Genomic DNA, 18,890 nt, shown 5'->3' with positions numbered 1-18,890 from the left:
GTAGAGAAGATACTCACGCATCAGGATGCGAAAGCGGTTGAGCCCGAAGCCCGGAGGTGGCTGGCGGACGAAAAGACGGCTTATCCCTTCTATAAGCGCACACGCCCAGCATCCGCAATTACAAGAGGCTTATTATGACCTTCGACGTATTCCTCAGCCATAATAGCGACGACAAAACAGCCGTTAAAACGCTGGGTGCTGCACTGAAGCGGCGAGGCCTAAAGGTCTGGCTTGATGAATGGGAACTGCGTCCTGGAACCACTTGGCAGGATGCTCTGGAGGATATCGTCACCGGCTGCAAGTCGGCGACGGTCTGCTTTGGCGGCTCAGGAATAGGGCCATGGGAGGAGCCGGAAATGCGGGCCCTGCTCAAACGGTTTTTAAGCGAGAAGAAAATAGGCAATGTTGTACCGATTATCCCAGTGCTGCTCCCGGGTGCTCCGCCGGATGTGAAGCTGCCGGTGTTCCTGGAAGCTTTTACCTGGGTTGACCTGAGGCACGGGTTGACTGCCGAGGGTCTGGAACGACTAAAGTGGGGAATCACCGGCAAAAAGCCACTTGAAAACGCGCCGACGGTTTGCCTCGCAAAGGTCACACCCGATCTGCGACGCTCGCGAGAGACGGTGGCCAACTATCTGGCGAGTAGCAAGATCAACGTCATACCGGACAAAGCGTATACTGGCGCTCCCAGTACGTTTCTTCCAGAGCTCAAGGCCGATCTTGATCAGGCGGACGTCTTCGTGCAAGTTCTGGGAGAGAATTACGCTGACCGCACGGAGGAACTTCCCGAAGGTGAGGAACTCGCCCAGTTCCGGCGAGCTAAGGAAAGCGGCAAAGTAATCCTGCAATGGCGCGACAAGTCCGTGGACCTCGATAGGATCAGCGATCCACCGCACCTTGAACTAGTCGATGGGGCAGACGTCATATGCAACGACCTTACCGAGTTTGCTAAGCTGGTCGCCGAACGAGCGGCGCGCGTTCACGAAATCGAGCGACCTGTGATTGCAGACGGTCAGCAGTGGTTGGCGTTGATGAAGGCGGATAAGCCCGACGAAGATGTCGCCAACGAGGTATGTCATGCACTCAAGACGGCTAATGTGAATTGCCGTGTAACGCGCACCGGTAAGTCCCTGGTAGAAACTTTGCGAGAAATTCCCTACGACGCGGTGTTAATCGTTTACGGCTGCTGTTCGGACGACTGGCTGGAGGAGCGCGGCGACGAGTTGATGGCCGTAGATTTGAATCTCAAGGACCAAGCACCCGTGCGTGCCTATTACGTCTGCGTGGAAAAAGCCCGGTTGCCATATCACGGCAAGGGCGTGCTCGAGATCAAGCGTCGCGACAACGCTGGCTGGCAACAGTTGATGGCAGCGATTCGGGAGCGGGGAGGCAGGCTATGACGGATCTTTCGCCAGACGATCTACCTGCCCCGTACGTAGGCCTTCGTCCGTTCGAGTTCCATGAGGCCGCGCTCTTCTATGGCCGGGGCGAGCATATTGCCGAGATGGTCCGTACGCTACGCAAATCGCATTTCTTGGCAGTTGTCGGTTCCAGTGGTTCCGGAAAGTCATCGCTTGTTCGAGCCGGATTGCTTCCAGCAATTGCCGGCGGGTTCATGAACGGCAGCGAGGAAGCTGCAGATTGGCGATTCGTTATCATGCGCCCAGGTCTCGACCCATATGAGAACCTGCTGCACCAATTGTTGCCAAAATTGGTGCCGGATCAGTCACTCGAGCCTAAATTAATTAAATTCCGTCACCAGACGCTCCGTGGCGGGCCACGCGGTTTGATGGAAGCGGTCAACGATTCGCTGTTGCCGGAGTCTACGCGACTGGTCGTGCTGGTCGATCAGTTCGAGGAGATTTTCCGCTTTCTGGAGCGCGGTGACCACAGTCAGCCCGATGACGAAAGTTCTCTGGCTGATCGGCGCAATGATGCACTCGCATTCGTCGACATGCTCCTTGCCACCGCAGCGGAGCGTGACCCGCACCTGTATTTGGTTTTGACTATGCGCTCGGAATACCTCGGTGAATGCGAGGCATTTCTGGGGCTGTCGGCCGCCATCGCCAAGTCCCAGTTTCTCACGCCCCGTATGACCCGTGAGCAAATCCAGGACATTATCGAACGACCAATCGCTGCGGTCGGTGGTCTAATCGAACCAATGGTCGTGACAAATCTATTGAACGCGCTGGGTACGTCACAGGACCAGTTGCCGCGGGTCGAGCACATACTGCTGCGGATGTGGAATCGAGCATACGACACCCGGCAAATCCAGATGGAAACGGACCAACCCGTCTCGCTAACGTTGGACGACTATCGTAAGGCCGGTTGCTTTGAGTTCGCACTGAATCAGCATGCAGAGGAGCTTTACCGTGAGCTAGGACCTGACGCAAAGATAGGTTGTCAATCAGAAAAGCAGCGCATCGCCAAGGAGATGTTCTGCTCATTGGCTGACCGCTCATCCCAGGGGACGCTCATTCGTCGTTTGAGCAGCCTGGGCGAAGTGGCGTCGATTGCCGGTGTCTCGGAGCAGAGCGTGGCTGAAGTGGTGGAGCACTTCCGGCAACCCGGCTGCAACTTCCTGGTCGCTACTTCTTCGGGACCCCTAACTGACAAGACAACGCTCGATATCAGCCACGAAGCGCTCCTGCGCCGGTGGGATCAGCTGGACACCTGGATCAAGAAGGAGGCGGACTCAGCGGATATGTACCGCAGTCTCGCTGCCGCTGCGGGCCGCAATGGAAGCCTATGGCGCGGTCAGGACCTGCAACTGGCGCTTGAGTGGCGCGATCAGCGTCAGCCGACTGAGACTTGGGCGAAGCGCTACCAGAACGGATTCAAGAAAGCCATGTCATTTCTGCAAAGGAGTGAGGAGCAACGTGACTACGAACGTGCCGAAGACAATTTTGCGCGGAAGCTGCGCATCGCGAGGAACTCCATTCTCTTTATTGTTTTGGCCTTGTTGTTTATTGATCCTCTCAACTTCGAAAGCAGGGCTGTAGATGACTATTACATAATGCCTCACGTCATCCGCGCGTTACGGTCGCAACATATCGTAGTATTACCAAGAGAAGAAATTGACCATCTCGCAGCCGCCGACACACTGAAAATTGGCAGCGATGGCGAGAAAGCATTAAGTAATGCAAAAGGGCACAATGCGAAGCACATAAAGTACGCATTAGAGGGTTATCTAAAGAAGATTGATCGCTGTCTAATTCTGAAAGTTGATAATCCTCTACCGATGAACGATTCCCAATCCCGAGCGGAACCGCAAAACGAGGTAGACGAGTTCTTGAAAAAGGCATACTCGCGCGTGGAACTCGCTGTGCGAGAAGCGAATGAAGAAGCAAAACACAACAAAAGTTTATTTCCAATCAAAATGCCGGAACAGATCTTCGTCGTAGTAGAGCAAGACATCATAAAGAACCCCGAAAAACAGAGCCCTTCTTCGGCAGTAACTCGAGCGACGCATGAGCGTCGGTGGCAAAGTTGGGAAAGAGCTGGTGTTGCGGTCTTTCCGAAGCAAGAGTTCCCGGAAAAAGCTGATTTTGAAACGCTTTACGCCTCACCACAGCTGATCGATGTGGCCTTGCCGCTCGACAAACAGACGGTGCCAATAGCGTTTGCTTTAGATAGAAATGAAGCGGTACGAAAAATATTATTGGAGAAACCAGAAAGAATAAAGCCAACCGTCCGGGGGCTCCAAATCCTCGTCCATCTTCTTGGATATTTTGCCCTTGTGTTCATTTTTGGAATCATCTATCGCCAGTACGCGTTTCGCTATCTCGGGATGACTGCGGATTCGATATCCAAACATAACAAGTGGGAGATCTTTGGGCACTCTTTTTCGGGCTGCATTGACGAGTTCTCGGCACACTTTCAGCAACGTCGTTGGAAAGCCATTCTCTCATTCGTCTTTCTTCTTGCCACATTAGCTTCAATCAACTTCAAGTTGTCGCTAGGCCTAATCCTGATTTTGCTGGCTCCGGCCGATGCACTGTGGAAGCGATCGTTGGTGTGTCGATTCAAGGCCGTGCAGGGCTTCTTGCTGCAGGCGGGCGGCTATTACGCATTGGCCGCAAGTGCTGTCCTCCTGGTTTTTTTGTCAGCGGATGACAATACAGGGCGGTCTGTTTTTCTGCCGGGATGGAATCCTTGGATGTTAGGCATCATGGGAATCGCGCTCATCATCCTGGGAAAGCGAAAACGCCTTCTGGCGGCAGAAGAGACGCTCGTTCGAGAGTCCGACCGGGCCCCGGTTCTTTATCTCCGATCGGTTGAGGCTGGCGGTCAAAGCCGGACAACGGTGTCGAGCACATGGCTAAGTCTTTTCTTCAAGTCCAATGACGAGGAGATTCTCTGGCCCATATTCGGGGAGCTAGGACAGTTCGTCGACCTCAGCCGTGCGGAAGAGCTGCTATTACATTTGGGGTCTGTCGATGACGATAGCGTGAGCCAGCGCGATGGGCAGACAGACGCGACCGGACTCATGGGTAGATCAGCCCTCGTGATAATGCAAATCGATGATCGTGTAACAGAATACTTCTACTCCAAACTCAAGCAGGCTCTTCAAATACTCAGGCCAGACCAGATGATGTTGTACTTTTCACAAGAGTTGGGGACGGAACGGTTGAACACCGCTTATCACAACTTTGTAAAGGATACGCGGGATATCTTTCCTTATCCTCTATCTCAAGAGATTGATGCGAATCATGTTATTTTTTTTAATGAAGACTGGCGGCCGATCGTTTGCGGAACCGTATCCACACCTAAAATCTCGTGGCGGAACATTTTGCCCCTGCTCGGACGCAGGCTTGATATAGCTCACATGCGCCGCTCTTTCACCCGGACTCTGGAGCCCTTCTTCAAAAGTCGAAAAATGTTGCCGTCAAAGACGAAGCTGTTCGGTGACCATGCCATCGGGCTAGCTGCTTTTCCCCTGTTTGGGTTGGGAATGCCTTCCGGCGTGATGATGTTCGGCAACTTTTGGCAAATGGGACGGCGGTGGGCCGCATGGATTGGCTTAGTCGCGCCAAGCCTCGGGATTGTCGGGATGCTCGGATTGCTTGCATTGGTTTCTTATGTTTCCGATTCCGCAGCTTACAGTATGGATGAACTAGATATTTATGCGTACTTAATACTCACTACGTATGTACTCACTACGTATGGTTACTCTTTTGCGACCTTCTGGCTATGGCGGCGGTTGAGCGGCCGCGACATACGGCGTCACATTGCCTTTGGTGGTGCCCGTCAACCGATGTGGAAGACTTTTTTGGTGCTGATCGTTTTCGGCATAGTGGGAATCTTCACGATTTTCATGCTGGCAACGATGACGTTGGACAGCGCTGATTCACTTTCCATGGTCAACTGTAGTGATGACCCCGGACATCCGAATGTAACGAAGGATGTACTGGGTCCAAGTGGGCGCATTGTGTCGGTTGGGAACAAGACTACTTTCCTGAGGTTTTCCCCTTCGTCACCTGGTCAATATCGGTTCGATCTAAAGGCTGAGCGTGCTGGCTACCAGAAAAGCCCCGTAGATCCACGTATTGCGATTTATAGCCTTGATGGCGGAGTTTGCGAATTACTCCGAGAGAACGACGATACGGAGTTCAGTCTTGACTCCCAGTTGATCTTGCACCTTGAGGCGACAAACTACTTGATCGGGGTGCAATCACTTTCTGCTGAAGGAAAAGCCGTGCTGTTGGTGAACCAAGGAGCGCCTGCTGTTATGGCTCCTGCAAAAGTCAAGGAGGGACAAGAGCTGGCGCGGCAAGGGAAAGTCGACGAAGCTAAAGAAGCCCTCCAAGAAGCGCTTAGGCTCGATCCAAACATCGACCTCGATCCAAAGTCAGATGTCCGCAACGAAGATGCTAGATCAGTTGCCCAGCGCTTGGCTGCTGGCGAACAGGTCAGCGAGGGAAACCGACTGGCACAAGAAGGCAAAACGGATGACGCGATCGCCGCCTACCAACAGGCGCTAGAGCTGAATCCGTCTCTTGATTCTGATGCGGTATATTGGAACGAGCTCGGGTGGCTTAGTAGCCTGGGAGGTCGTCTGAAATATGGCCTGGATGCCAGTGAAAAGGCGGTACGCCTAAGTCAAGCCGGCAATGACAAAGTCGTCGTCATTCACTCTCTGGACACAAGGGGCCTTGCCAGGGCGCTTACGGGCGATACGCCAGGAGCGATTGAAGACCTCGACGCGGTGCTTGACTCGGATGTGTCGGATGGCTTTGGAACTGAGTATAAAGCTCAGCGGCGGGAATGGGTGCATGCTCTTCGGAATGGGAAACAGCCTTTCACGCCGCAATTACTTAAGGAGCTGAGGAGTAAATAGGCGTACCCAAGGTTTAAGTCCAAGTATTCTCCGGCGAGCTAGAAATGTTACGCCCTCGGCTGGAAGCAGATTTGCTGATCGAGGGTGTAAGTCGTCAGAACCTTTCGGATAGTCGATGCCGAGATTTAAGAGAGCATATGGCCGATCTTGGTTAAGTTTTAGGCGGCTGCTTTCTGATGCAGTTGGCGCTGCAATGCAATTACCTCTCGTTTCGTCTTGGCCCTGCGATCTAAGGTGGCTTGGCGACGTCCAAAGTAGACGTCAGCCAAGGTGGGATTGTTCAGATTCTCGACCCTGGGAATGTCGAAACCGGCTGTCAGTCTTTCCTGCATCAAGCGGACGCTTTCCTTAATTTGCATCGGCGACGAGCCTTAACTACAGCGGCTCCACGTCATTCGGTTGCCCCTTTCACCGCTTACTGCAGCGTTCGCTGAAAGGCTGCGGACGACCGGGATGCCGCGGATTGCCGTTTGTAATCCATCGCTGTGTCGTCGCCCTTCGAACGTGCGACTGGTTCCATTCTCTAATCGCAGCAGAAATAGGAGGCAATAGGGGACAGACCACGGTTCCGATGTAGAATACACCTGTTGGCAACAGTGGAGGAAAAAACCATGCCGCGGCGCGCCCGCCTGACGCTTCGCGCCGTTCCCATGCACCTCATTCAGCGGGGCAACAACCGGCAGGCCTGCTTTTTTGCGGACGAGGACTACCGCTTGTACCTCGACTGGCTCAAGGAGTATTCCGTCAAGACCGGCTGTCGGATTCATGCTTTCGTGCTGATGACGAACCACGTGCATCTGCTTGTTTCGGCGACAACGGGAAACGGTGTTGGCGCCTTGATGAAAGCGCTGGGGCAGCGCTACGTCCAATACGTCAATCGAACTTATCGGCGTTCCGGTACGCTCTGGGAAGGCCGCTTCCGCTCGTGTCTGACCCAGGAAGAAGGATACCTCCTCGCGTGCCAGCGCTACATCGAACTCAATCCTGTTCGCGCTAGGCTCGTCGAACATCCGTCCGAATATTCATGGTCGAGTTATCGAGGGAACGCCGAAGGCGAAGGCAATTCTTTGCTCGATCCGCATCCGCTGTATCTTGCATTGGGAACGGACCCGGCAACGCGGCAAGCAGCCTATCGCGACCTCTTCCGAGATCAACTGGATCCACAACTCATAGACGGGCTTCGCCGTGCAACCAACGGAAATTTTGCGCTAGGTGACTCGCAATTTACAGAGCAGATTTCTCGCGCACTTGGCCGACGGGCAACGCCGGGAGCGTCTGGCCGCCCGCGCAAGCGCGCCGACCCAATCGTCGAGGATCTGTTTTGATCTATATGCAGGAACAACCGTGGTCTGTCCCCGGTTACCTGGTGGTCTGTCCCCGGTTACCCCCCGGTTACCCCGGTTACCTGCATGTCCCCGGTTACCTGTCCCCGGTTACCACGGGCGCGATCTTGGTTACCGTGGCGGATGACGAGTCTGAGAGCGAGGGTGCCGGCGGAGGCTAAGAGTACGACCCTGCGACCGCACTGCGGGCGAAGGCCCTGATGCTGATGGATCACTGGTACGGCTCCGTCCCGCCATCGCAAGAACCAAAACCAGGGCGCGAATGTCGAGGGGGAGCGAGACGTACGAGGAACCAAAGCAGCATCGCGCCAGCTGCGGGAGAAAGCTTGTTCTGCCTTGCTGACGGGGTCGGCGCATGGGCGAGCCCGCCAACTGCTACATGAATTATCGCCATAGCCGCCCCCCTGTCCGCGCCGGGGCGAAAGCGGCGTCCACGAGCCGACATAAATCTGGTGTGAGGAACGCGGGCTCCGGGGCGTGGAAGCTTTGGTTTGAGCACGCAGAAGGAGGGCCGAGCCCCCGGAGTGAGGGCGATCGGAGCCGGCTGGTAGAGAACGGGTTCTAAATCAGGCGTCGTGCTGCTCGCGCATGCGGTAAGAGGAACCTTCGATGACCAGCGTCTCGGCATGATGCAGCAGGCGGTCGAGCAAAGCGGCGGTGAGGGTGCTGTCGTTGTTGAAGATCTCCGGCCATTGTTTGTACGCTTTGTTCGACGTAATGATTGTCGAACCGCGCTCATAGCGCTGGCTGATCACCTGAAACAGGCCATCGGCGCCAAACTTGTCGATCGGCAGATAGCCCAATTCGTCGACGCAGAGGACGGCCGGTTTGAGCAGTCTGGCCATCTCGCGTTTGACCCCGCCGGTGGCCTGGGCTGCGGCCAGCGCATTGACGATATCGACGGCGGTGGTGAACAGCGTCGTCAGGCCCTGCAGGCAGGCCGCATGAGCAAGGGCAATGGCCAGATGAGTCTTGCCGACGCCGACCGCGCCGAGCAGGATCACGTTGCCATGCGGCGGTACGAAGTCGAGCCGAAACAGATGCTGGATTTGCGCGCGATTGATCTTCTTCGGCCATGACCAGTCGAAGCCGTCGAGCGTCTTGATCCCGGGCAAGCGCGCGGCCTGGATGCGGCGGGCAATCAGCGCCTCATCGCGGCGAGCGACCTCGCCGGCCACCAGGCCTTCCAGAAAGCGACCATGAGACCACGACTCGCGGGCCGCCTGAGTCATCAAGTCCGGCGCGTGCTGGACGAAATACGGCAGCTGCAAACGACCCAGATGCTTCGCCAGAACCGCCTCAGTCATGGTCATGATCGCCTCCTGAATTGTCTTGCGGATGAGTTCCTGTGGGGATGTCCGGATAAGCAGACAAGTCCGCCGGTGGCAGTTCAATCTCCAGCAGATCCTGCCGGCGGATAAGATGAAGCGGGCTCGGCTCGGGCAACTGGCGGCGACGTGCATCAATCAGATGGGCGATGTATTCGCTGCTGAAGGCCTCGAAGGCCAGGGCGTCGGTCATCGCCCGCACGACGGCGTCGTCGCCATGGATCTCGACCAGCGCCACGATCTTGCGCACATGCGCCATCGCATTCCCCCGGCGATCGAGCAAGCCCGCGTGATACTTCTCTGCCAGTGGCGTCAGACCCAGAAAGCGCTTCAGTACCAGCGCATCGCGGGCATGCCGGCGTTGAGCGATCAAGGCCTTCGGATGATCGGGGTCCTCGATGTCCTGATGGCGCTCGAACGAACGACCATGGCGGGCGACCAACTCGCCGTCGTGATAGACACAGACGCGATCCGGATAGACCTTCATCGTCACCGGTCGTCCCGCCAGGCGGGCGGGGACGGAATAGCGATTGCTCTCGAGCGTGACCCGGAACTGTCGGTTGGCACGAACGGCCAGGACCCGACCGACATCGAACAGCCGGGGATTGACCGGCTGCAGATGAGCGCGCTCCTCGACCCAGAGATCTTCCGGCCGGCGTTGCGTTTCGCGATGCAGGCGGACGTTGGCCACCGTCTCCAGCCACAGCCTGACGGCCGCATTGAGCGCGCTGAAGCTTGGCAGCTCCAGGCCGGCCAGGAAATTGGTTTTGACATAAGCGACGCCCCTTTCCGCGCGTCCCTTCTCATTTCCTTTTCTCGGCGCACAGGCGACGATTTCGAAGCCGTAATGGCGGGCGAAATCGAGATAGCGGGGATTGAACTGCACCGGTTCGCCACGCACATGACGCAAGACCGCACTGCGCAGATTATCGACCATGACCTTGCGCGACACCCCCAGGGCAGCAAAGGCGTTGATGTGTGCCGCCAGAAACTGCTCCATCGTTTGCGAGAGCGTGAACTCGACGTACATCTTCCGGCTCCAGGCCAGCACCATGACGAAGAAGGAAAGGCGGCGGCGGGTGTTGCCCACACAGATCGTGCCGTATTCTCCCCAGTCGACCTGGGCCGCTTCTCCCGGGGCGAAGGCCAGGGTCAGGAAGGCTTCGCGCCGGGGCGGGCGGATCTTGTGGACGTAGTCCTTGACGATGCTGATGCCGCCCTCGTAGCCAGCATCCCGCAGGCGTTGAAACACCTGCTGGGCGGTGAGCGGATGCGCATCGAGCCAGCCGACGATGCGCCCCTTGTAGGGATCGAGCTTGCTGGTTCGCGGCACGGGCGCCCGCGGCGCATACGGGCGGTCCATCCAGTGGCGGACGGTCTTGACGTCCAGGTCCAGGCTATCGGCAAGTTGGGGGGCCGTCAGATGACTGGCCACCCCCTCGCGAATGGCGCACCACGTGGCATAGTCGATCATGGCCGGCCCTCCAGAACAGCGCGCAGCCGCGCCAGACGGGTGTCGACCGGCACGTACTCGGGCACGCTCAGGACCTGGTACAAAGGTGGATCGTAGGCGATCAGGTCGAGGGCGATCAAATCCCGGCGGGCGCGGGCCAGGCGACCGGCATCCATCTGCAGACGCCGACAGAGGCTGGCCTCGCTGTAGTAGGAAAGACCGCAGGCATCAGCGACGGTGACGAGAAACAGGTACAGCGCCCAGGCGCCAACGTCAGCCTTCTCGATGTAGTGTTCCCGCACCAGCCGATGATCGAGCCAGCTGAAGTGCGCGGGCACCTGCCGCTGACGTTGCGGATTCAATAGTCGCTTCGTCGGACTGTTCATACGAGCCTCCTCGAATGTCCTGTCCCAGTTGTAGCAGCCGGGTCACGGCCGAGGCGATGTCATCTTGTAACGTGCTGCCCCAGATATGGGCGATTAAGCCAATAAGAACAGTGGGTTGGGCGTTCAAGAAATCTTGTAACGGTGGCGCCAGTTCCGTCGTGGAAGCGTTACAAGATTTCTTCAGGGGCAGCGAGGCCTCGGCTGGCAGGGGCGCCGAGGCGTCGGGCTCGAACAGCAAGGTGTCTTGTATCGCGGACTCGATCAGCGGTGCCGGCTTACGGTGGCTGTATCCAGGATGCTCCTGTCGCCAGGCCTTGACCCGCGCCACGGCTTCTGGTCCGCGATGATAGTCGAGGTTCTTGGCGAGCCATTTCGCCTGGCTGGCCCGCTTGCTCGCTGCCTTGCACGCCGCGGACCCGCAATAACGCTGATGCCGCGCGTTACGCCTGTCCGGCACAAACGCCTGACCGCAATTCACGCAGGGGTCCTGCTTCTCTCTGTCCATCTCGCGTCCCCTCCTGCCTCATCACAGGACGGGCTACTACACGATCTGGAAAGAAAACCAAAGAAGACCCAAGCAGCGAAGAAAAACCAGCTCTAGATCAAGCCCTCGAAGAACATCAAGAAACCCAAGAAAATCCAGTTTCATGTCCGCCGGTGGCGACCAGTTTCAGGTTGGCCGCGACACCCCCCCTAGTCCCGGCTCCCGGCCCCCAGTTTTCGCTTGTCGTCTGCACGCCAGCAGCCTGGCATTTGATAGCGCCGAGCGCGAAGCGGCGCACAAAGCATTGTTCGTGCCTGCTTGACCTGGTGAAGCAAAGCGAGCATCCGTCCTGACGTTCCATTCCGATGTCTGTCGAGCCTTAAAGCGCTCGACCAGCACAAAAAGCCGCCCTCGCTTGCGACTTCCGAACTTTTTGTCTATCATTTGTCTTAGACACTAAGAGTGCACTTTAGACTTCCAATCATGGCGCATTGATGTGCGTGGCTGTGGTTCCAGGAGCTCAGCTCGTGCACGCGAGTGCAAAACCAATCGTAGAGGAGTAACGACCGTGCAAGACCGCTTGGAAAAACACTGGCACCATCTGCCGGCAAGCGAGGTGATCGACCTGCTCGATACCAGTGGCGAAGGCGGGCTCGATCAATTCGAAGTCGCCGGGCGCCAGGAACGATTCGGTGCCAACGCACTGACCCCAGCCAAGGGCAAGAGCCCTCTGCAGCGCTTTCTCCAACAGTTCAACCAGGCGCTGGTGTACATTCTGGTGGCTGCGATCGTGGTCAAGCTGGCTCTGGGCGGCTATGTCGATGCGGCTGTGATCTTCGCCGTGGTCCTGCTCAACGCAGTTCTTGGCTTCGCTCAGGAAAACAAGGCCTTGAACGCCCTTGCCGCGCTTTCGCGCGCGCTGACCACCGAGGCAACGGTCCTGCGAGCCGGGAACAAACAGCGGATCAACGCTCGCGACCTTGTCCCGGGCGATCTGGTCATGCTGGTGTCTGGCGACAAGGTTCCGGCAGACCTGCGCCTGTTGCAGGTCCGCGACCTGCAGGTCGACGAGTCCGCTCTGACCGGCGAATCGGTGCCGGTCGCCAAACAGGCCGGCGAACTGGCGCCCGACGCGGCGCTCGCCGATCGCCGCAACATGGCCTACACCTCGACGTTGGTGACCTATGGCACGGCAACCGGCGTGGTCACCGCCATTGGCGACGGCACCGAGATCGGCAACATCTCGGGCCTGATCGCCGGCACGCAGCAGCTCGATACGCCGCTGACGCGGCAGGTCGGGCGCTTCAGCCACTACCTGCTCTACGTCATCCTCGCCCTGGCAGCCTTGACCTTCGTGGTCGGACTCATGCATGGGGAATCCTGGGTAGCGATGTTCATGGCGACCGTCGCACTGGCGGTGGCAATGATCCCGGAGGGTCTGCCGGCGGTGCTCACCATCACCCTGGCCATCGGCGTCGGGCGCATGGCGCAACGCCACGCGATCATCCGCCGCCTGCCCGCGGTTGAGACTCTGGGCAGCACGACCGTGATCTGTTCGGACAAGACCGGCACCCTGACACGCAACGAGATGACCGTGCAGAAGCTGTTTGCGGGGGGCGCTCAATTCGACCTGACCGGCGTCGGTTACGGCCCTGAAGGTAGCCTGCAGCAGCAAGGGCTGGCCGTCGAACCCGGCAATCATCCCGCCCTGCTGGCGCTGCTACGCGCCGGCCTGCTCTGCAACGACTCGCTGCTACGTGAAAAGGATGGCCACTGGCAGGTCGAGGGCGACCCCACCGAGGGTGCGCTGCTGGTAGCGGCGCGCAAGGCCGGTCTGGATACACAGGAGGCCCTGGCCAGCGCGCCGCGCCTCGATGCGGTGCCGTTCGAATCGCAGCATCAGTACATGGCCAGCCTGCACGCCGCCGGGTCGCGAATGATTTACATGAAGGGCTCGGTGGAGAGCGTGCTGGCGCGCTGCAGCGGCGCACTGGACGGCGGAGCGCAAACGGTGACGCTCGAGCCCGAGGTGGTGCTCGCGCAGGTGGAGGCAATGGCCGCGGCCGGGCTGCGCGTGCTCGCTTTCGCCCAGCGGCCGGCGAGCAAGGATCAGGAGACGCTCGACCATCAGGACCTGGCCGAGGAGATGACCTTCGTCGGCCTGCAGGGAATGATCGACCCGCCACGCGAGGAAGCGATCAGGGCGGTCGCGGAGTGTCGCGACGCCGGCATTCGCGTCAAGATGATCACCGGCGACCATGCAGTCACCGCAGCCGCCATCGCCGGCCAGATTGGCCTCGATCAGCGCGCCACTCCGGGCACTGCTCCGGCGGCACTGACCGGCACCCAACTGGCCACGCTTTCCGACAGCGAATTGACCGCCGCGGCGAACGATACGGCGGTGTTCGCGCGCGTCACTCCCGAGCAGAAGCTGCGCCTCGTGCAGGCGCTGCAAACGCGCGGCGAGGTGGTGGCGATGACCGGCGACGGGGTCAATGACGCACCCGCCCTGCGTCGGGCAGACATCGGCGTGGCGATGGGGATAACCGGCACCGAGGTGGCCAAGGAAGCCGCCGACATGGTGCTCACCGATGACAACTTCGCCACCATCGCCGCCGCCGTCGAAGAGGGACGAGGGGTCTTCGACAATCTGACCAAGTTCATCACCTGGATCCTGGCGACCAACGCCGGCCAGGGACTGGTGATCGTCGTCGCGGTGCTCCTCGCCCAGCCGCTGCCGGTCCTGCCCGTGCAGGCGCTGTGGATCAACATGACCACGGCGGTCTTCCTCGGGCTGGCACTGGCCTTCGAGCCGAAGGAACCGCATCTCATGAGCCGTCCGCCACGCGCTCCCGGCTCGCCGATCCTGAATGGCGAACTGGCGCTGCGTATCGCGATGGTCGGCGTGATGCTTTTGGTCGGCGCCTTCGGGCTGTTCGAGTGGGCCCTGCTACGCGGCGCCAGTGAAGATCAGGCGCGCACCATCGCGGTCAACGTGTTTGCCGTCGGGCAGTCCTTCTACCTGCTCAACTGTCGCTCACTGCGCTGGTCGATGTTCCACCTCGGATTGCTGAGCAACCCGTGGATCTGGGCCGGCATCAGCACCATGATGCTCGCCCAGCTCATCTTCACCTACCTGCCACTGTTCAACCGCCTGTTCCACACCGCGCCGATTGCCGCCTTCGACTGGTTGCCGATCATTGCTGTCGGACTGACGATCTATCTGGCGATGGAACTGGAGAAGGCCTACCGGCGCCGGAGCCATGTTCAGTCGCGGTCGGCGCGACCGGTGGTGCGATGAGCTGCGAGGCGGACCGATCAACAATCAACGCGGGCGTGTTCCGGGTCAAGCGCTCGGCGCCCGGTGGCTGCCCCCCTACTGGACTGAAATTTATGGGCAAGTTCTTGCTTTCCCTGGCCATTGCTGCCGCACCAAGCCTGTCGAACGCCATCGAGGAACCCTCCTATGAAGTCGAGCGAAAGATCGGCGAAGTCGAGATCCGGCGCTACGCGCCGTATGTTGTAGCGGAGGTGATCATCAACACGCCGGCCGAAGACGCAGGCAGTGAAGCGTTCCCGATCCTTGCCGGCTACATCTTCGGCAAGAACAAGGGCTCGACGAAGTTCGCCATGACCGCACCGGTGACCCAGGCTCCAGAGCCCACGCGACTCGAAATGACCGCGCCGGTGACCCAGGCCGCTGCCCCGGGTGGTTATCGCGTGCAGTTCGTATTGCCCAGCGAGGTGACGCTCGACATGGCGCCAGAACCGGACGATGCGCGGGTGCATCTGCGCGAAGTGCCAGCAAGCACCGTCGCGGTGATTCGCTACTCAGGCTTCTGGACCCAGGCCAATTACGATGAGCACCTCGCCGAACTCGAAACCGCCTTGCATACGGCAGACGTGAGCTGGCTCGGAGAACCCGTCCTGGCGCGTTACAACCCTCCTTTCATGCCGTGGTTCCTGCGCCGCAACGAGATCTGGTTGAAGCTCAAGTGAGGTTTGTCTCAATGGCCGTGACGCCTTAATGACCATGTGACGCGATGCCAGCCAGCCAGCAGCGACCGGCAGCGTTTTGGCATGTGCCGCCGTCATGCACGACTGAACTTTGTCCTGGCCAGGGTGGTCAGTGGCGTGCTCGGAAAAAGCTTTTTTATCGTTCCAACAAGGAGAAACGAATGCGGAATTATCCCATCGATAGCACGGAAGCCATGGCACGGATCGTCGCCCTCGCCCTGCTCGCTGACGGCGCGCTCGACCACAGCGAAGTCGAGGCACTCGAAAAACACGAACTTCGCGAGAATCTCGGCCTCCCCGCCGAAACCCTTGAGCGAGTAATACATGAATTCTGTAATGACCTGATGCAAACTGCCCGCGCGCCAAATATCGGACAGATCGAGCTCGATTTACAGTTGGTTGATCACCTGCTGGATGACATTCAGTCGCCTGAGCTGCAAAAAAGGGCCTTGACCGCGATCGTCGACATCGTCAATGCGGACGGTAGCCTCAACTCCGGAGAAGCCATTCTGATATCGCAGGCCATGAGTCGCTGGGGTCTTGAACTGCAGCGGGTGACACACATCGAGGTGCGCGAGGCCAAGCACTTGTCGCCGATCATTCCCGGGCAGGTTCAGGTGGCTGAAGCCTGATTGACTGAACAGCAAAATGGGCAAGAAAGACGCCAGTCACGGCTTCGATCAAGCGATCACGACCATTCGGCGGGGACTGGAAATCCCCGCCGCGTGCAAGCCAGCGCAGAAAATCGCTGGCACTGTTTGCTTTCCGCCTGCAGTGGCTTTGCTTGGTGCCGATTGTCACGGCCTTCGACCTGCCCTGGCAGTTCACGAGGGTGAGCGGGTAGAAGCTGGGCAGGCGCTGTTTACGGACAAGGATCGGCCGGGAGTGGTTTTCGCTGCGCCATGCGCGGCCACCGTAGCGGAGATCCGGCGCGGCGCACAACGTGTCTTTCAGGCCTTGGTGCGGGAGACCAATGCCAGCGCCAGCAACGGTCCGGCCTTGAGACCAGAGCGAGAAAGCATCCTGCTCGACGATTTCGGCGCTTGAACAGCGCCACAGGCGCCGCAAAGGAGCAACATGACGCTTCTCAATACCTTCTGGTCGCGTGTCGCCGCGACGCTGGCCGTAACTGTGCTGGCCGGACTAGGGCTGGCACTCGGCATACTCGTCGGCCGTTGGCCACCGCGTGGAAGTTGCGGTGGTCTAGCGAGTGGCGCCTGTGCCTGTGTGACCGGTGAACCGCCTGCGCGATGTCAGCCCGCATCCACCGAATCGGCACTACCAGTGGCAGCCCGTTCCCCGTCGGGAAACACTTGACCCAGTGCTCTCACTTCTTGGGCTGCGTGGATACCAGCCAGTAGGTAAGACCGAGCGCCAGCAAAATAACTGCTATGCCGTAGAGATACTCGGCTTGCAAGGTACTCAAGTCAAGCACGATCACCTTACGGGCGATGGCCATCAGTGCAGTCGCTACGACAAGCTGGACGTGAATGACGTCGTCGCGTAGATAGAGAGTGATATTGACCAGGATTTCGATGGCGATCAGCACTGCCAGAAAGGCCGCGAAGACGACAAAAATATCATTGAGGTCAAGAAGCAGCACCGGCGGACTTGACAACGCCTTGTAGAGGACTAGCACCACATCGGCAACGCACCACAGGATTACCAGCGTCATCAGGACGGCCAGCAAGCGGATAGCTTGACGGATGACCATATTCAATCCCCGTACCAATGGGTCGTCGTGTTTCTCCGAAAGATGATCGTCGTGAAGCGCCGACCCGTTTTCCTCTGACATGTTCATGGCCCCTTGACCGTTGGTTGAATAATGACCGGACAATGCGTGCTGCAAAGTGACATCGGGAAGTATCCTTAACTGCCATAGCCGAAGTCAACCAAGAAATTCTTGGGGCCAACGGCCTTCGACGGTGATGAAGCAAGCTGGGGAAGCCAGTTTTTTCTGGAGACGTTCCATCCTCTCTTCAGCTTCCCGAGTTGACTCTAGTTCGACGATCACTCCTCCCCTAATACCGCTTGGACGTCGCCGATCTCTCGCGGGCTGTCGGTGGGTTGAAAGGTCTGAGCGGAGGACTATGCGAACCGTTCCGGCCGTTGACGGTGGATTCGTGCCTTTTGGTGACCGGTTCGGCGCCCCCCCGAGGCTGCCCGTCGTTCGCACAGCTCGGCGTGGCGAGGTGAATGACCCCTGCCTAAGAGTGGCCGTCCGCACAGTGTGGCGCCAATGACCGCTCAGGCCGCCTTCCAGAGCGTGGTCTGGCCGGGCCATCCGACCGGTCTGCGGCGACTGCGGCCGTTCGCAAGCGTCGGAGACAGTTTTCTGGCACGACCCATTTTACGACCTACTCCTCCAGTAGAGCGGCCAAAGGTGAAATGCGGCGTCATCGAAAAAATGGCTGTACCAACGAACACTCATATGGCCGAAGTTGTCGCAATACCACGGATGTACAACTCCGCGCAGAATTTCTATGGGCTCAGACATACTTCTTCTTCAGTGATTTTTTGTCTTTAAATGCGACGCCATCCATATATGAGATTGGTCCTCTGCCGGTCGTGCGCTACCCGTGGCTCATGGTAGTGTCGCGGCCAACCTGAAACTGGTCGCCACCGGCGGACGTGAAACTGGATTTTCTTGGGTTTCTTGATGTTCTTCGAGGGCTTGATCTAGAGCTGGTTTTTCTTCGCTGTTTGGGTCTTCTTTGGTGTTCTTTCCAGATCGTGTAGTAGCCCGTCCTGTGATGAGGCAGGAGGGGAGGCGAGATGGGCAAAGAGCAGCAGGACCCCTGCGTGAATTGCGGTCAGGCTTTTGTGCCGGACAGGCGTAACGCGCGGCATCAGTGTTATTGCGGGGCGGTGGCGTGTAAGGCGGCGAGCAAGCGGGCCAGCCAAGCCAAATGGCTCGCCAAGAACGCCGACTATCACCGCGGAGCGGAAGCCGTGGCGCGGGTGACGGCCTGGCGACAGGAGCACCCTGGATACAGCCGCCGCAAGCGTGCGCCACTTGCCGAGTCCGCGATACAAGAAACCTTGCTGTTCGAGCCCGACATCTCGGTGCCCCTGCCAACCGAGGCCGCGCGGCCAGCGAAGAAATCTTGTAACGCTCCTGAGATCGAACTGGCGCTATCGAGAGCGCGGTGTCGAGCAACCGCATCGAGGGGGTGTCGATCGAAGCTGCGCGGGTACGTGACGTGCTGGTGGCGGCCCGCCCCCTGTTCCGCGATCGGGATGAGGAAGAAGTGCGCGGCTATCGCGATGCCCTGGCCTGGATACATGGGATGGATAGCGCATCGCCTCCCCTCGACGAGGCGACAGTGCTACGTCTGCATGCACTGGCGCGCGGCGAGATCTGGGATGCCGGGCGCTACAAGGAGAAGGACGCCGACATCATCGAGCGCTACCCGGATGGCCGTGAGCGCGTGCGCTTTCGTACCGCAGCGGCGACGGAAACGCCGGCGCGCATGGTCAAGCTGTGGGCTGACTGGCAGCGTTGCCGGGACGAAAGCTGGGGGCAGAAGAGGTAATTA

13 protein-coding genes are annotated in these 18,890 nt (G+C 58.8%); 8 read left to right on the top strand and 5 right to left on the bottom strand.

All coding sequences use genetic code 11. The annotated features are described in order from the left end of the window. The first annotated feature begins 134 nt into the window (after positions 1–134). Entirely contained in the window at positions 135–1,400 is a 1,266-nt protein-coding gene (locus V5B40_RS19340) for a toll/interleukin-1 receptor domain-containing protein (protein ID WP_332356026.1), read from the top strand. After that, positions 1,397–6,340, top strand: coding sequence for a tetratricopeptide repeat protein (locus V5B40_RS19335; RefSeq protein ID WP_332356025.1), 4,944 nt, complete (start codon positions 1,397–1,399; stop codon positions 6,338–6,340). The genes V5B40_RS19340 and V5B40_RS19335 overlap by 4 nt, the downstream gene beginning before the upstream one ends. A 158-nt stretch (positions 6,341–6,498) precedes the next feature. Here V5B40_RS19335 and V5B40_RS19330 read toward each other — a convergent pair whose 3' ends face one another. Then, positions 6,499–6,699, bottom strand: a complete 201-nt coding sequence (locus V5B40_RS19330; protein ID WP_332356023.1) for a hypothetical protein — start codon at positions 6,697–6,699, stop codon at positions 6,499–6,501. 252 nt (positions 6,700–6,951) lie between these two features. Between V5B40_RS19330 and V5B40_RS19325 the strand changes: the two genes are divergently transcribed. Beyond that, entirely contained in the window at positions 6,952–7,665 is a 714-nt protein-coding gene (locus V5B40_RS19325; RefSeq protein WP_332356096.1) for a transposase, read from the top strand. 584 nt (positions 7,666–8,249) lie between these two features. On the opposite strand, the gene istB is transcribed toward V5B40_RS19325, so the two are convergent. Genes istB through V5B40_RS19310 form a run of 3 tightly spaced genes read right to left on the bottom strand, consistent with a single transcriptional unit; the run spans position 8,250 to position 10,850 of the window. Continuing rightward, complete coding sequence (istB, locus tag V5B40_RS19320) at positions 8,250–8,996, bottom strand: IS21-like element helper ATPase IstB (RefSeq protein WP_332353481.1); 747 nt, start codon at positions 8,994–8,996, stop codon at positions 8,250–8,252. Then, positions 8,983–10,485: an IS21 family transposase gene (istA, locus tag V5B40_RS19315; RefSeq protein ID WP_332353785.1), complete on the bottom strand. Its 1,503-nt coding sequence runs from the start codon at positions 10,483–10,485 to the stop codon at positions 8,983–8,985. The genes istB and istA overlap by 14 nt, the downstream gene beginning before the upstream one ends. Further along, entirely contained in the window at positions 10,482–10,850 is a 369-nt protein-coding gene (locus tag V5B40_RS19310) for a hypothetical protein (RefSeq protein WP_332353784.1), read from the bottom strand. The genes istA and V5B40_RS19310 overlap by 4 nt, the downstream gene beginning before the upstream one ends. A gap of 1,052 nt (positions 10,851–11,902) precedes the next feature. Between V5B40_RS19310 and V5B40_RS19305 the strand changes: the two genes are divergently transcribed. The 4 genes from V5B40_RS19305 to V5B40_RS19290 all read left to right on the top strand — a co-directional run bounded on the left by V5B40_RS19305 (position 11,903) and on the right by V5B40_RS19290 (position 16,398). Beyond that, positions 11,903–14,635 carry a cation-transporting P-type ATPase gene (locus V5B40_RS19305; RefSeq protein WP_332356021.1) on the top strand — a complete coding sequence of 911 codons (2,733 nt, stop codon included), beginning with the start codon at positions 11,903–11,905 and terminating at the stop codon, positions 14,633–14,635. A gap of 92 nt (positions 14,636–14,727) precedes the next feature. Further along, the gene (locus V5B40_RS19300; protein WP_332356019.1) at positions 14,728–15,333 is read left to right on the top strand and encodes an SOUL family heme-binding protein; all 606 of its coding nucleotides are present in this window, start codon (positions 14,728–14,730) and stop codon (positions 15,331–15,333) included. A gap of 44 nt (positions 15,334–15,377) precedes the next feature. Next, positions 15,378–15,983 carry a TerB family tellurite resistance protein gene (locus V5B40_RS19295; protein ID WP_332356017.1) on the top strand — a complete coding sequence of 202 codons (606 nt, stop codon included), beginning with the start codon at positions 15,378–15,380 and terminating at the stop codon, positions 15,981–15,983. 16 nt (positions 15,984–15,999) lie between these two features. Next, complete coding sequence (locus V5B40_RS19290) at positions 16,000–16,398, top strand: hypothetical protein (RefSeq protein ID WP_332356015.1); 399 nt, start codon at positions 16,000–16,002, stop codon at positions 16,396–16,398. Positions 16,399–16,678: 280 nt separating this feature from the next. Here the strand turns inward: V5B40_RS19290 and V5B40_RS19285 are convergent, their stop codons facing one another. After that, positions 16,679–17,152 carry a phosphate-starvation-inducible PsiE family protein gene (locus V5B40_RS19285; RefSeq protein WP_332356014.1) on the bottom strand — a complete coding sequence of 158 codons (474 nt, stop codon included), beginning with the start codon at positions 17,150–17,152 and terminating at the stop codon, positions 16,679–16,681. Between the two features lie 1,348 nt (positions 17,153–18,500). On the opposite strand from V5B40_RS19285, the gene V5B40_RS19280 reads away from it, so the two are divergent. Further along, positions 18,501–18,887, top strand: coding sequence for a hypothetical protein (locus V5B40_RS19280; RefSeq protein WP_332356013.1), 387 nt, complete (start codon positions 18,501–18,503; stop codon positions 18,885–18,887). Positions 18,888–18,890 lie beyond the last annotated feature (3 nt).

Origin of the sequence: Candidatus Accumulibacter meliphilus, assembly GCF_036625345.1 — a bacterium.
GTDB lineage: Bacteria > Pseudomonadota > Gammaproteobacteria > Burkholderiales > Rhodocyclaceae > Accumulibacter > Accumulibacter meliphilus.
This window is presented reverse-complemented; position numbering and strand designations above follow the sequence as displayed.

Coding starts and splice junctions, on each gene's coding strand:
- V5B40_RS19340 (WP_332356026.1), top strand. CDS start 135: ATGACCTTCGACGTATTCCTCAGCCATAATAGCGACGACAAAACAGCC.
- istA (WP_332353785.1), bottom strand. CDS start 10,485: ATGATCGACTATGCCACGTGGTGCGCCATTCGCGAGGGGGTGGCCAGT.
- V5B40_RS19285 (WP_332356014.1), bottom strand. CDS start 17,152: ATGAACATGTCAGAGGAAAACGGGTCGGCGCTTCACGACGATCATCTT.
- V5B40_RS19325 (WP_332356096.1), top strand. CDS start 6,952: ATGCCGCGGCGCGCCCGCCTGACGCTTCGCGCCGTTCCCATGCACCTC.
- V5B40_RS19310 (WP_332353784.1), bottom strand. CDS start 10,850: ATGAACAGTCCGACGAAGCGACTATTGAATCCGCAACGTCAGCGGCAG.
- V5B40_RS19290 (WP_332356015.1), top strand. CDS start 16,000: ATGGGCAAGAAAGACGCCAGTCACGGCTTCGATCAAGCGATCACGACC.
- V5B40_RS19330 (WP_332356023.1), bottom strand. CDS start 6,699: ATGCAAATTAAGGAAAGCGTCCGCTTGATGCAGGAAAGACTGACAGCC.
- V5B40_RS19295 (WP_332356017.1), top strand. CDS start 15,378: ATGCCAGCCAGCCAGCAGCGACCGGCAGCGTTTTGGCATGTGCCGCCG.
- V5B40_RS19335 (WP_332356025.1), top strand. CDS start 1,397: ATGACGGATCTTTCGCCAGACGATCTACCTGCCCCGTACGTAGGCCTT.
- istB (WP_332353481.1), bottom strand. CDS start 8,996: ATGACCATGACTGAGGCGGTTCTGGCGAAGCATCTGGGTCGTTTGCAG.
- V5B40_RS19300 (WP_332356019.1), top strand. CDS start 14,728: ATGGGCAAGTTCTTGCTTTCCCTGGCCATTGCTGCCGCACCAAGCCTG.